The sequence below is a fragment of the Streptomyces sp. NPDC002133 genome, assembly GCF_040296405.1.
Lineage (GTDB): Bacteria > Actinomycetota > Actinomycetes > Streptomycetales > Streptomycetaceae > Streptomyces.
Map to the genome: position 1 here is coordinate 295714 of NZ_JBEOXF010000004.1, position 13121 is coordinate 308834.

13 protein-coding genes and 1 pseudogene are annotated in these 13121 nt (G+C 68.9%); 9 read left to right on the forward strand and 5 right to left on the reverse strand.

Annotated features, from left to right (window positions below; genetic code table 11):
- Positions 1–40 precede the first annotated feature (40 nt).
- The 5 genes and pseudogenes from ABT078_RS07780 to ABT078_RS07805 all read left to right on the forward strand — a co-directional run.
- Positions 41–1027: a hypothetical protein gene (locus tag ABT078_RS07780; protein ID WP_351224933.1), complete on the forward strand. Its 987-nt coding sequence runs from the start codon at positions 41–43 to the stop codon at positions 1025–1027.
- Positions 1028–1032: 5 nt separating this feature from the next.
- Entirely contained in the window at positions 1033–2139 is a 1107-nt protein-coding gene (chvE, locus tag ABT078_RS07785; RefSeq protein WP_351224935.1) for a multiple monosaccharide ABC transporter substrate-binding protein, read from the forward strand.
- 42 nt (positions 2140–2181) lie between these two features.
- Positions 2182–3756, forward strand: a complete 1575-nt coding sequence (gene mmsA, locus ABT078_RS07790; protein ID WP_351224937.1) for a multiple monosaccharide ABC transporter ATP-binding protein — start codon at positions 2182–2184, stop codon at positions 3754–3756.
- A gap of 5 nt (positions 3757–3761) precedes the next feature.
- On the forward strand, positions 3762–5000 hold the full coding sequence (gene mmsB, locus ABT078_RS07795; protein ID WP_351224939.1) for a multiple monosaccharide ABC transporter permease: 1239 nt from the start codon (positions 3762–3764) through the stop codon (positions 4998–5000).
- A 288-nt stretch (positions 5001–5288) separates the two neighbouring features.
- Positions 5289–5666: pseudogene (locus ABT078_RS07805) on the forward strand (DUF8817 family protein); the annotation flags it as partial.
- Positions 5667–5883: 217 nt separating this feature from the next.
- On the opposite strand, the gene ABT078_RS07810 reads toward ABT078_RS07805, so the two are convergent.
- Both ABT078_RS07810 and ABT078_RS07815 read right to left on the reverse strand, forming a co-directional pair.
- On the reverse strand, positions 5884–6330 hold the full coding sequence (locus tag ABT078_RS07810) for a nitroreductase family deazaflavin-dependent oxidoreductase (RefSeq protein WP_351224941.1): 447 nt from the start codon (positions 6328–6330) through the stop codon (positions 5884–5886).
- Positions 6331–6455: 125 nt separating this feature from the next.
- Positions 6456–6944, reverse strand: coding sequence for a carboxymuconolactone decarboxylase family protein (locus tag ABT078_RS07815; protein WP_351224943.1), 489 nt, complete (start codon positions 6942–6944; stop codon positions 6456–6458).
- 127 nt (positions 6945–7071) lie between these two features.
- On the opposite strand from ABT078_RS07815, the gene ABT078_RS07820 reads away from it, so the two are divergent.
- From ABT078_RS07820 to ABT078_RS07830, 3 genes are all read left to right on the forward strand, one after another.
- The gene (locus tag ABT078_RS07820; RefSeq protein WP_502981172.1) at positions 7072–8061 is read left to right on the forward strand and encodes a pirin family protein; all 990 of its coding nucleotides are present in this window, start codon (positions 7072–7074) and stop codon (positions 8059–8061) included.
- Between the two features lie 26 nt (positions 8062–8087).
- Positions 8088–8438, forward strand: a complete 351-nt coding sequence (locus tag ABT078_RS07825) for a GNAT family N-acetyltransferase (protein ID WP_351224945.1) — start codon at positions 8088–8090, stop codon at positions 8436–8438.
- 277 nt (positions 8439–8715) lie between these two features.
- On the forward strand, positions 8716–9588 hold the full coding sequence (locus ABT078_RS07830; RefSeq protein ID WP_351224947.1) for a hypothetical protein: 873 nt from the start codon (positions 8716–8718) through the stop codon (positions 9586–9588).
- A 128-nt stretch (positions 9589–9716) separates the two neighbouring features.
- Here the strand turns inward: ABT078_RS07830 and ABT078_RS07835 are convergent, their stop codons facing one another.
- Positions 9717–10232: a PepSY domain-containing protein gene (locus ABT078_RS07835; RefSeq protein WP_351224949.1), complete on the reverse strand. Its 516-nt coding sequence runs from the start codon at positions 10230–10232 to the stop codon at positions 9717–9719.
- Positions 10233–10691: 459 nt separating this feature from the next.
- On the opposite strand from ABT078_RS07835, the gene ABT078_RS07840 reads away from it, so the two are divergent.
- Positions 10692–11015 (forward strand): ArsR/SmtB family transcription factor, encoded by a 324-nt coding sequence (locus ABT078_RS07840; protein WP_351224951.1) that lies wholly within the window; start codon positions 10692–10694, stop codon positions 11013–11015.
- Positions 11016–11348: 333 nt separating this feature from the next.
- Here the strand turns inward: ABT078_RS07840 and ABT078_RS07845 are convergent, their stop codons facing one another.
- Both ABT078_RS07845 and ABT078_RS07850 read right to left on the reverse strand, forming a co-directional pair.
- Complete coding sequence (locus ABT078_RS07845; protein WP_351224953.1) at positions 11349–12035, reverse strand: DivIVA domain-containing protein; 687 nt, start codon at positions 12033–12035, stop codon at positions 11349–11351.
- Positions 12036–12175: 140 nt separating this feature from the next.
- On the reverse strand, positions 12176–12973 hold the full coding sequence (locus ABT078_RS07850) for a ZIP family metal transporter (RefSeq protein ID WP_351224955.1): 798 nt from the start codon (positions 12971–12973) through the stop codon (positions 12176–12178).
- Positions 12974–13121: the final 148 nt, after the last annotated feature.

Genomic DNA, 13121 nt, shown 5'->3' on the forward strand with positions numbered 1-13121 from the left:
CTCGAACCGCATCCGAAATATCGAACATGAAGGACTGCCCGTGCCCGACGTTCCCCCTTCCACTCCCCGCCGCCCCGGGGAACACGCGCTCGCCTCCCTCGGCCTCGGCACCCCCGCGCTCTCGCCCGCCGATGCCTCCCCGCACTCCTTCCCCGACGGGGGCAGCTGGCGTACCGAGGTTCCCTCCGTGGAGGGACCGGAGGCGCTGGACGCGGTCCTCGAGGAAGCCACGCGGCTCGATGTGCCGGTCCATCGCATCAGCCAGGGCAGCGGCATCTGGATGCTCACCGACGCCGAAATAGCCGAGATGGTGGACGCGGCGGCCGAACACGACATCGAGCTCTGCCTGTTCACCGGCCCCCGCGGCACCTGGGACATCGGCGGCTCGGTACGTACCGACTCGCGCGGCGGCGGTCTGCGCGCCCGCGGCCACGACGCCGTCGCCGGCTGTGTGGAGGACGCCGTCCGCGCCACCGAACTGGGCGTGCAGTGCCTCCTGGTGGCGGACGAGGGCGTGCTGTGGACGCTGCACCAGGCGCGGCGGCGGGGCATCATCCCGGCGGACACCACGCTCAAGGTCTCGGCCCTGATCGGCCCGGTCAACCCGGCCGCGTACGCCGTCCACGAGCGCCTGGGTGCCGACTCGGTGAATGTGCCGAGCGACCTGCCGCTCGCCCACCTCACCGAGATCCGCCGGGTCAGTGCCGCGCCGATGGACATGTACATCGAGGCACCCGACGACCTGGGCGGCTACGTCCGGATGTACGAGGTCGCCGAGCTGATCCGCCGCGGCGCCCCGTTGTATCTGAAGTTCGGCCTGGCGAAGGCGCCCTCGATCTATCCGTCCGGCCTGCATCTGCGCGAGACCGTCCTGGCGACCGCCCGTGAACGGGTGCGCCGCGGCCGGCTCGCCCTCGATCTACTGGCCCGGCACGGCGCGGACGGCGGAATGTCGCCGCTCGGATCCCGGCTGCCAGGCACCCTGAACCGCTTCCCGGACACCACCCACGAGACCGACAAGGACTGATGATCATGCCTATCCGCAGAGCCGCCACTGCCACCGCCCTCGCGACCTGTCTCGCGCTCGCCCTCGCCGCATGCGGTCAGAGCGGCGCGGGCGGCAGCAAGGAGGAGAAGGACGCCAAGGACCTCAACGTCGGCATCGCCATGCCCACCAAGTCCTCCGAGCGCTGGATCGCCGACGGCAAGAACATGGTCACCAGCCTGGAGAAGTACGGGTACAAGACCACGCTCCAGTACGGCGAGGACGACCCTGACCAGCAGGTCTCGCAGATCGAGAACATGATCACCCAGGGAGTGGACGCGCTGGTGGTCGCGGCCATCGACGGCCGGGCACTCGCCAATGTCCTCCAGCAGGCGGCGGACGCCAAGATCCCCGTGATCTCCTACGACCGTCTGATCCTCGGCTCGCCGAACGTCGACTACTACGCCTCCTTCGACAACGAGAAGGTCGGCGAGCTCCAGGGCGGCTACCTCGTCGACAAGCTGGGCCTGAAGGACGGCAGCAACAAGGGCCCCTTCAACATCGAGCTGTTCGCCGGCTCGAACGACGACAACAACACCCGCTACTTCTTCCAGGGCGCCATGAACGTTCTGCAGCCGTACATCGACAAGAAGCAGCTGGTCGTCAAGTCCGGCCAGACCCGGCTCAACCAGGTGACCACCCTGCGCTGGGACGGCGGCACCGCCCAGAAGCGCATGGACGACCTGCTCACTTCCTCGTACGCCAAGGACCGGGTGGACGCGGTCCTCTCCCCGTACGACGGCATCTCCATCGGCATCCTGTCGGCGCTGAAGTCCGACGACTACGGCAGCGCGAGAAAGCCGCTGCCCATCGTCACGGGGCAGGACGCCGAGGTGGCCTCGGTGAAATCGATCATCGCGGGCGAGCAGACCCAGACCGTCTACAAGGACACCCGCGAGCTGGCCAAGGTCGCGGCACAGATGGTCAATGCGCTGCTCGATGGCAAGAAGCCCGAGGTCAATGACACCGAGACGTACAACAACGAGAAGAAGGTCGTACCGGCCTTCCTCCTGGACCCGGTGAACGTCGACAAGAGCAACTACCAGAGCGTGCTGGTCGACTCCGGCTACATCAAGGCGAGCGACCTCGACTAGCCAGGGACTTTCCGCACTCCGAGGAGATTGGCAGGCACGACCATGGCGGGACCCGTCCTGGAAATGCGTTCGATCATCAAGACCTTTCCCGGCGTCAAGGCGCTGTCGGACGTCTCCCTGACCGTCCGTGCGGGCGAGGTCCACGCCATCTGCGGGGAGAACGGCGCCGGCAAGTCGACGCTGATGAAGGTCCTCAGCGGCGTCCATCCGCACGGCAGTTACGAGGGGGAGATCCTCTTCCAGGGTGAGCCGTGCCGGTTCAGGGACATCGGGGCGAGCGAGAAGCGCGGCATCGTGATCATCCACCAGGAGCTCGCCCTGGTGCCGTATCTCTCCATCGCGGAGAACATCTTCCTCGGCAACGAGCACGCCACACGGGGCGTGATCAGCTGGCACAAAACGCTCCGGCACGGCGCCGCGCTGATGCGGCGGGTGGGTCTGGACGAGCATCCGCAGACGCGGGTCGCCGACATCGGCGTCGGCAAGCAGCAGCTGGTGGAGATCGCCAAGGCGCTGTCCAAGGAGGTGAAGCTGCTGATCCTGGACGAGCCGACCGCCGCGCTCAACGACGAGGACAGCGGCAAACTCCTTGACCTGATCGAGGAGTTGAAGAGCCAGGGCATCACCTCGATCATCATCTCGCACAAGCTCAACGAGATAGCCCGGATCGCGGACTCGGTGACCATCATCCGGGACGGCCGATCCATCGAGACCCTCGATGTGAAGGCCCCGGAGACCACCGAGGAGCGGATCATCCGCGGCATGGTGGGCCGCGACCTGGACCACCGCTTCCCCGAGCGCACTCCGCACCAGGCGGAGGCCGGTGCGGCACCGGCGTTGGAGATCCGGGACTGGACCGTGCACCACCCGATCGACCAGCACCGCAAGGTCGTCGACGGAGTCTCGCTGAACGTACGGCGCGGGGAGATCGTCGGCATCGCGGGCCTGATGGGGGCGGGCCGCACCGAGTTGGCGATGAGCGTGTTCGGGCGCAGCTACGGGCGGTACGGGGGCGGCACGGTCCTCAAGGACGGCGTGGAGATCCGTACCCGTACCGTTCCCGAGGCGGTCGGACACGGGATCGCGTACGTCACGGAGGACCGCAAGCACTACGGGCTCAATCTGATCGACACCATCAACCGCAATGTCTCGCTGAGCGCCCTGTCCAAGGTCGCCCGGCGCGGCATCGTCGACGAGCACGAGGAGCGCAGGGTCTCCGAGGGCTACCGCCGGACCATGAACATCAAGGCTCCGACCGTCTTCGAGCCGGTCGGCAAGCTCTCGGGCGGCAACCAGCAGAAGGTCGTCCTCAGCAAGTGGATCTTCGCGGGCCCCGAAGTCCTGATTCTGGACGAGCCGACCCGCGGCATCGACGTGGGCGCCAAGTACGAGATCTACACGGTCGTCGACCGGCTGGCCGCCCAGGGCAAGGCAGTCCTCTTCATCTCCTCGGAACTCCCCGAGCTGCTCGGTATGTGCGACCGCGTCTACACCATGGCCTCCGGCCGGCTCACCGGTGAGGTGGCCCGCGCCGAGGCGACCCAGGAGTTGCTGATGCGGCACATGACCAAGGACACCGTCTCTCACGTTTCCCAGAACGACAGGAACAAGGGGTAGCACCCATGAGCGCCAATCTCACGGCCGAGACCGAGGCCGACCCGGCCGGCAGCCGGCCGGGACCGGGCCCCGGCGTCGGCCGCCTGATCCTCGACGGGCTGCGCGGCAATACGCGGCAGTACGGCATGCTGATCGCCCTCGGCCTGATCGTGGCCCTGTTCGCGGTCTGGACCGGCGGCGATCTGCTGCTGCCGCGCAATGTCTCCAACCTGGTCCTGCAGAACAGCTACATCCTCATCCTGGCGATCGGCATGATGATCGTCATCATCTCGGGCCATATCGACCTGTCGGTCGGCTCGCTCACCGCGTTCGTCGGTTCGGTGGCGGCGGTGCTGATGGTCGAGCACAGGATGGCGTGGCCGCTGGCGGTGGTGCTGGTGCTCCTGCTCGGGGCGGCAGCAGGTGCGATGCAGGGCTTCTTCATCGCGTACCTCGGCATTCCGTCGTTCATCGTGACCCTCGCCGGAATGCTGCTCTTCCGCGGTCTCACCGAGATCTTCCTCAAGGGCCAGACGATCGGGCCCTTTCCGGACGGGCTGCAGACCGTCTCCAACGGCTTCCTTCCGGAGGTCGGGCCGAGCACCAACTACCACAATCTGACACTGCTGCTGGGCCTGGCCCTGATGGTCTTCGTCGTGTGGCAGGAGGTGCGCGACCGCCGGCGCCAGCAGGAGTTCGCACTGGAGGTGCCGCCCGCCGGGCTCTTCGCCGTGAAGCTGGGCGCGCTGATCGCCGCGGTCCTGGTCTTCACGCTGCTGCTGGCCAGCTACAAGGGCGCCCCGGTGGTGCTGCTGATCCTCGCCGCGCTGCTGGTCGGCTTCGGCTATGTGATGCGCAACGCGGTCATCGGGCGCCATGTGTACGCGGTCGGCGGCAACCTGCCCGCCGCCAAACTGTCCGGCGTCAAGGACAAGAAGGTCACCTTCGCCGTCTTCCTCAACATGGGAATGCTCGCGGCGCTGGCAGGACTGGTGTTCGCCGCCCGGTTCAACGCCGCCTCGCCCAAGGCCGGCATCAACTTCGAACTGGAGGCGATCGCCGCCTCGTTCATCGGCGGAGCGTCGATGAGCGGCGGCGTCGGCACGGTACTGGGCGCCATCATCGGCGGCCTCGTGCTCGGCGTGCTCAACAACGGCATGAACCTTGTCGGGATCGGCACCGACTGGCAGCAGGTCATCAAGGGCCTGGTGCTGCTGGCGGCGGTCGGCTTCGACGTGTGGAACAAGCGCAAGGTCGGTTCGTAACCCCTCTCCCCGTCAAAGGAGTCGAACGGGTATGAGCACCACAGACGCACGCTTCTCGCCGCGTCGGCGGCGGCCGCGATCGCCGCCGCGACGGCGGGCACGGCACAGGCGCACACGCACTCGTACACTCCGGGCACCAGGAAGCCGACGAGGGAACTCTTCGGCAGGCTCGCCGACGGCACCAGGGTGTACCGCTGGACGCTGGAGAACGGCGGCACCCGGCTGAAGGCCCTGTCGTACGGCGGCATCGTCCAGTCCCTGGAGACACCGGACCGGCGCGGCCGGCACGTCATGACCGATCCGGGCGGCAACTGCATCCGCGTCGGGCAGAGGACGAGCGGGACCCCGGAGACCCGGGCCGGCACCAAGGAGACCTTCGGCCGGGCCCTGGACCACGCGTCCCTCTTTGCGGACTCGAAGGACGACCCGGCGGGCGCTGCGAAGATCATCGACAGGGTGCTGCGCCTTGAGGACGAGCGGCCCACGCCCGTGCAGTTGTTCCGCCTTCTGGTGCTGCGTGCGGACGTCGCCGGGCGCCTCGGCGACGAGAAGAGCGCGACGTCGGCGAGGGCCGAGGCCGCTGCGGTCCGGCTCACGGCCGAGGAGCGGGAGTCGGTCCACGACGACCTCGAGCGTCTCGAGGATCTCCGCACCCAGGACGGGTGATGAAAACGCCGGTCACCGCCACCCCGCCAGGGACCGCGACCGGCCGGGACCGTCACCGGGTCGGGCCCGCCCGCTGCATCCGCCTGGCCGTGGAGCCGGGCGCCGATCCGGGCCACCGGCCCGTTCGCCGGACCGCCGCGTCCCGCGACTCACGACTCACGACTCACGATCGTTCAGGGCCGAGACTCACTCACGTGACACACCGCCCCCTGCCCGCTCAGTGCCCCTCGGCCACCGGTTCCAGAACGAAGACCGGGATCTCCCTGTCGGTCTTCTTCTGGTATTCCGCGTAGTCGGGCCATGTCTCGACCGCGCGAGACCACCACTGGGCCTTCTCCTCACCCATGACCTCACGTGCGGTCATGTCCTGGCGCAGCGTCCCGTCCTGGAGCTCGACCCTCGGATCGGCCACGATGTTGTGGTACCAGACCGGGTGCTTGGGGGCACCGCCCAAGGAGGCGACCACGGCATAGCGTCCATCGTCCTCCACGCGCATCAGCGGCGTCTTGCGGATCTTGCCGCTCTTCGCACCGCGGGTCGTCAGAATGATCACGGGCCTGCCGCGCAGCGTCGTCCCCTCTGTGCCACCGGAGCTCTCGTAGAGTTCGACCTGTTCACGCACCCAGGTCTCCGGACTCGGCTGGTACTCGCCCACCAAAGGCATGCGATCCTCCTCGACTGCACGTCGTGCCGCTCGTTTCCCCCATCCTCACGCGCTCACCCCCCATGCCGCGACGAGACGCGCTGGCGACATGGGCAGCAGGAACGGGCCGAGGCGGGTGCGGCGGATCACTGCTGGGGCTTGTTCCGCACCGGATGCTTGCTCATGATCGAGACCCGGTTGAACGCGTTGATGGTGATCGCCACCCAGATCACCGCGGAGACCTGGTCGTCGGTGAGCGCCTGGCGGGCAGCGTCGTAGGCGGATTCCTGCGCGGCGATGTCAGCAGGGTCGGTCACCACCTCAGCCAGTGCGAGTGCCGCACGCTCCCCGGGCGTGAACAGTTCGGTGTCCCGCCAGGCCGCCAGCACCCCCAGCCGCTGCGGGGTCTCTCCCCCACGCAGGGCGGACCTGGTGTGGACGTCGAGGCAGTAGGCGCAGCCGTTGATCTGCGAGACGCGAAGGTTGATCAGTTCCACGACGGCACGGTCGAGTCCTGCGTCGGCAGCGACCGCACGAACCGCTTCGGACGTCTGCATCAGCGCGTAATGGGCCTTGGGGCTCTGTTTGTCGATGAAGATCCGCCGGGCCGAGGGCCCTGCCGTTTCGCTGCTCAACCTGGGACTCCTTCGGGGCTGCCGGCCCCTTGTTCCGCCCTGCACCCGGTCGGGTTTGTCGTCCGTCCTATGATCAGGGCATTATAATTGAAAATCAAACCATCTTGGTGGCGGAGGGCGGTTCTCGGTGAGCAACGTCGAAGCGGAATCCATCGAGCTGCGCTGCGGAGCGCCTGCGGACGGCGGGCACGGGACAGAAGCGGCGCAGGTCGACGTGCTCACTCCGCGTGACGTGCCTCTGGGTGGCCCGCGGGCGATGACGGTGCGGCGCACGCTGCCGCAGCGTGCCCGGTCACTGATCGGAGCCTGGTGCTTCGCCGATCACTACGGCCCCGACGACATCGCGGCGACGGGCGGCATGGATGTCGCCCCCCATCCGCACACCGGACTGCAGACCGTGAGCTGGCTGTTCAGCGGGGAGATCGAGCACCGCGACAGCATGGGCAGCCACGCCTTCGTACGGCCGGGCGAGCTGAACCTCATGACGGGTGGGCACGGCATCAGCCATTCGGAGGTCTCGACCCCGCGGACGACGGTCCTGCACGGCGTCCAGCTGTGGGTGGCGCTGCCCGAGGGACACCGGCATGCGGATCGCGACTTCCAGCACTACGTACCTGAGCCCGTACGCATCGACGGGGCCGAGGTCAGGGTCTTCCTCGGCTCCCTCGCCGGGGACGAGTCCCCGGTGCGGACGTTCACGCCCCTGCTCGGCGCCGAGATCGTCGTCGAGCCACGCGCGACGATCAGGCTCGCTCTGGACCCGGCCTTCGAGCACGGCCTCCTCGTCGACCACGGCAACGTCCGCATGGCCGGCGCCCTTCTGGCCCCGGCGGAGTTGGGCTTCGTCCACGCCGGGGTCGACGCTCTGACGTTGACGAACGAGTCGGACGACCCGGCACGGACCGTTCTGCTCGGCGGAACCCCGTTCGAGGAAGAGATCGTCATGTGGTGGAACTTCATCGGTCGCAGCCACGAAGACATCGTCCGGGCCCGGGAGGAATGGCAGAACTCCTCCGACCGTTTCGGCACCGTCCAGGGATACGCGGGTGATCGCCTTCCCGCGCCCGCGCTGCCCAACGCCACCATCACACCGCGCAGGAATCCGTCCCGTCGCTGACACCGCCCTGACCTGAAAGGCACCTGATGAGCCAGCCCACCCCCGCCCCGGTCGTCGAGCGGAACGACGCCCGGCACCGTTACGAAATCCTGGTCGACGGCAAGCGCGCAGGCCTGTCCGCCTACCGCGACCGCGGTGTGCAGCGTGTCTTCTACCACACCGCTGTCGACGACGCCTTCGCCGGACAGGGCCTCGCCTCGCAGCTGGTCCACCACGCGCTCACCGACGTGCGCGACTCGGGGATGCGGATCGTGCCCGCCTGCCCCTACGTGGCCAAGTACCTGAAGAAGCACGAGGAGTTCGTCGACATCACCGACCCCGTCACGCCCGACGTCCTGACGTGGCTGGAAAGAGAACTGGCTGACCGCGCTGGCTGACCGCGAACGCTCGCGTCGCTGACGCCACCTCCCTCGTGCGACCTCGCTCTCGCCGGCGTCCCCGCCTGCACCTCACGTCGCGTGAGGAAGCAGGCTCGGGGGGCGTAGACGGAGTGGAGCGAAAACGCGGCCCGGCACACGTCCTCCCACTCCCCCGAACCCCACCCCGCGGTGCCCTCTGCCCAGCGCCCGCCCGGGTGACGTCGCGTGCGCAACCCGCGGAACTCGCGGTCCTGCCACCAGGGTCCCGTTGGTGCTGCCCAGCACAGTAGGGAGCGTGGATGTCGAGCAGGTCATCGAGGAGCTGTACGGGGTGCTGCCGGAGGAGTTCACCGCGGCCCGTGACGCCCGTGTCGCCGAGGCCCGGCGGGCCAAGGAAACGGCCGCGGCGAAGCGGATCGCCGGCCTGCGCCGCCCGACGTCTGCGGCCTGGACGTCGAACCTCTTCGTCCGCAGGAGACCGAAGCAATGCGAGCAGCTGCTGGCTCTCGGGGAGACGCTCAGGGAGGCGCACCGCACCCTCGATCCGCAGAAGTTCCGGGAAGCGAGCGGTCAGCAGCACAAGGTCATCGGTGCGCTCGCCCGGGAGGCGGCCGCGCTTGCCGAGCAGGCCGGGCAGTCGGTGAGCGAGACCGTCCGTCACGAGGTCGAACGGATCTTCCACGCCGTACTCGCGAGTGCCGACTTTGCGGCGCGCTGGTCGGCGGGCTCGCTCGTCAAGGCGCCCGAAGCCGCCACCGACTTCGGCGCGCTCGTTCCCGAGCTCCTGCCCTCCCGTCCGGCGCCGCAGGCGAAGGGAACCCCTGCCGCTTCTGCCCGGACCACCGCCCAGAAACGGGAGGCCGAGCGTCGTGACAAGCTGGAGCATGCCCGTGCCGTGGCCGGGGAAGCCGAAGCCGAGGCCCGCCACCGGGACGAGGCGCTCCGCGCGGCAGAAGAGGCGCAGCGGACCGCGGATGCCCGCGCCGACGGGGCAGCCGAACGTGTCGCCGAGCTGGAGCGGCAGCTGCGCAATGCGCGCCAGGAGGAGCAGGACGCGCGTACGGCGGCGGCCGAAGCCGGGTCGGCGGCGAGCGAGGCCGGGCGTGCGGCGAAGGTCGCCCACCGCGCGGCCGACCGAGCCGCGCGGGCGCTGGGGGGCCTTGGCTGAGGACGAAACCGGCGACTTGGCGTGCGTTGTCCGGCGCGTCCTCAAAGGCGCCGGGTGGGGCGCTCGCCCTGTCCCGCCCAACGGCGGGCGGGGAGCGCATCCCCTTCCCGCCGCGGCGACGCGCCGGCTCAGTCCCGGTCGACCTCCTCGCGCAGGACGTCGCCGTTGGCGGCGTCGATGTCGAACGCGGTCTTGTACCAGTCGTTCGCCGTCACCACGTCGACGGACCAGATCGTGGCACCGCCGTCCGAGTCCTCGAGTCCGACGGCGCTCACGGTGCCCTTCTTCCGGTCCGTGGCGGTCGTGACAGCCTGCTGTGCGGTGATCTTGGCGCTGCTGAGCCGGCCGGCCAGTTCCCGCTTGTCCTCGGCGTCCTGATCAGACTCGACCCGGGACCGGGTCACCTTTCCGGAAACGGCGTCGACCTCGACCTCATGGGCCGTTCCGTCCGCCGCGGCGATCTTGCTGTCCCATTCCGGGCCTCCGCCCGTGGAGCGCTTCAACTCGATGTCGACCAACTTGGCGCCTTGCACCGTCGCCAGCGCGGTGTTCGCTGCCTCGTCCCATCCGATCTTCACGGCGGCGATCAGATCCTTCCGCTCCGTCTGATCCTCGGTGAGGCCCCCGGTCGTCTGCTCGCCCACCGACTGACCCAGAGCAGTCGGCGCCGCGGCGGAGGATTCACCGTCCCCACTGTTCCCGCATCCACACACCACGACCGCCGAAGCGGCAACAGCACACAGCGCACCAATGACACGGCCACGGCGACGACCGCCGGGATTCACGGATCCAGAACTCATGCGCCTAGCCTCTCCCCGGAGCAGCTCGTGGCCGTCGCCCCACACCCCGCTTCGCCCGATCAGCCCCAAGGAATCCCCCACACGACTCCCCGAGCGGACCGCAGGGGCCCAGCTCGCGCCGAGACGCCCGGCAAGCTGCCCCAGCATCAGGCATGAAGGTGGCGCGGCACGGCCGGCATCGGGCGGCGGCCCTCATCCGGGCGCGGCAGCCCGAGCGCGGTGAAGTCCGGCTGCGAGCGCATCGGCCTTCGCCCCTTGAATACAGGGGTACTTGAATTCACGCTTCTCTGTAACATGCCTGCCATGTTGTCGCTCGCATCGTCGGCCGAGGTGCTGGCCCGCTTCGGTCGTGCTCTCGCCGACCCCATCCGCTGCCGACTGCTGCTCGCGCTGCGCGAGGCCCCCGCCCACCCGTCGGAGCTGGCCGATCAGCTGGGCATCAGCCGCACGCGCCTGTCGAACCACCTGACCTGTCTTCGCGACTGCGGCCTGGTGGTGGCCGTCCCCGAGGGCCGATGGACGCGGTACGAGCTGGCCGATGATCGCCTCGCGCACGCACTGGACGACCTGAGGGCCGCCGTGGTCGCCATCGATGCGGACCACCAGGACGTCGGGGCGGACCGATAGCTCTCCGTCCTCGGCAACCGTCGTCCGCCGTACGGTGCGTACTCCCCCGGCGGAGTACGCACCGCGCCACGTGCGCTCCGGTCGTGCACAGCAGGTGTCGGTGTCACCGCCGGAACGGGCGCCCGCGACAACGCCGCCCGTAGGGCTGTTGTGCTGCTGGTCGCCAAGGCCTCGCGCCCCGCGCCCGCGCCCGTGCGTCGACACTCCCGGGCCGCCGTCGCACTCCCGTGGTGGTGGCGTCCCCCTCTCGGTTCGGCACCCCTCGTGTCGGCCGTGGTCTGCCACGCCGTCAGGAGGCGGCACGGCGGCCCTCGGGGGTTGCGCACCGGGTTGTCACCCGGTCTTCCAGCTGTTGTCGGCTGCGGCGTCCGAATGGTTCGAGCCCTGCTGGGGGACCTGTGGTTGCCGGGGCCACACCGGTGGAGCCTGATGGTGGACGAGTCCGGTCGGCTGCGAGGGCACCGTGACACCGAGGTACTCGTCGGCCCGGCGCTCGACCTCCTCGAGCTGGTCGTCGAGTTGGACCGTCATGCGGCTGCGGTACTCCTCGATCAGGCCGCGCAGCCCCGCGAGTTGACGTTCCAGGGTGAGCCGGGAGCTGGTCATCGTCTCCAGCTCGGAGCGTTTCTCCCGGATCTTCCTGTCCAAGTCCGCTGCCATTTCGGCGGCTTCGTAGGTGCCCTGCTGAGCGCGCGCAGTGGCTTCGCGCTCGATCACGTCGGCGCGTGCCTGGGCTTCGCCGATGATGCGACCGGCCTCGGCGCAGGCGGCGGCGATCGCCTGGCCGACGGTCTGATCCGCCAGGGCGATGATGCGCGACGCGCCCTGACTGTCGGAGGCGGCCAGTTGCTGCGCCGAGGAGGCTGCGGCGAGCTGCTGCTGCAGCACCGCGTTGTCCCGGTAGAGACGGTCGAGCGTGAATTCGACGTCGAACAGGAAGCTGTCGACTTCACCCAGGTCGTATCCCTCACGCAGTCGCGCGGTGGTGAACCACTTGTGATGGACGTCATCGGGGGTCACCAGGGGCCTTTCCTGGCCCAGGACTTCCGGATGGCGACAAGGGGCGTCGGCTCGGTCGATTTCCGTTCTGAGGGCTTCATTGCTGCAGCATGCGTCACCCACGACTGTGCCTTTCTGTTCTGTGAGATCTCGTCCGGGCGTCAGTGCGCGGCCAGGAGAAAGGCCCCCATCGCAAAGGTGGTGGCAGCCGCGGCGGTGATGTGCCAGCGGGAGAGCTGGCCCTTGCTTCGTTTCCGGGCAGCGAGCTTCAGACCGACGACCGCGATGCGCAGGATGACGCCGGCGACCAGGGCCAGGGCGAATGGCAGGACCGCTGCGGGGAGCGGACGGACGGTGGTGATCAGGACGCCGACGGCCGGGCTCGCGCAGGCCACCAGCAGCCAGGGAGCGAGGCGCTGCTTCGTCTCCCGCAGCATGGCCGCAAGTGCCAGTCCGTCGCCGGCGGATGCCACCATGAGCGTCAGGATCACCGGGATGGAGAAGGCCAGGGCCAGCGCGGTCCCCTCGACGACGCGGTGGGTGGACAGGGCGGCTGCCGCCCCCAGACCCACCGACAGCGCACCGGCGCTCTCCTTGAGCCTGCGATGGCGGCCGGGGGCGTGGGCGCCTGCCGCCTGGGCAGCCGCTTCCATCTCACAGCCGCAGCCGTTGCGGGTGAAGAATGCCATCACGAGGTAGGCGGTCACGGCCGTCGCGAGGGAGAGCCAGACGGGCATCCCCACCGCGGCGCCCTCGTGCCATGCTTCCGGAAGCAGGTCCACCACGGCTGTGGTGAGCATCATGCCCGAGGCGATCACCAGGATCAGGGCCGCCTGCCGGGAGCTTCTCTTCGCCAGGACCGCTCCCGTGGCCGTGGCGGCCGCCATGAGCGACACGGCGAGCCATACCCGGAATCCGGGAATGCCCAGCAGGAGTTGGAAGAAATCCGTCACAGACATCTGTGCACCCTCCCGTGCCCATTGTCCGAGGCACGCGCGGAACGTAGTGCTCTGTTGCGGTAGTTGAATCGTGATGCCGCTTCTGCGGCGGGCTCGGGGAGGGCGAACCGGACCCTCTGGACTATTCGTGCATCGCTTTCGACAATGC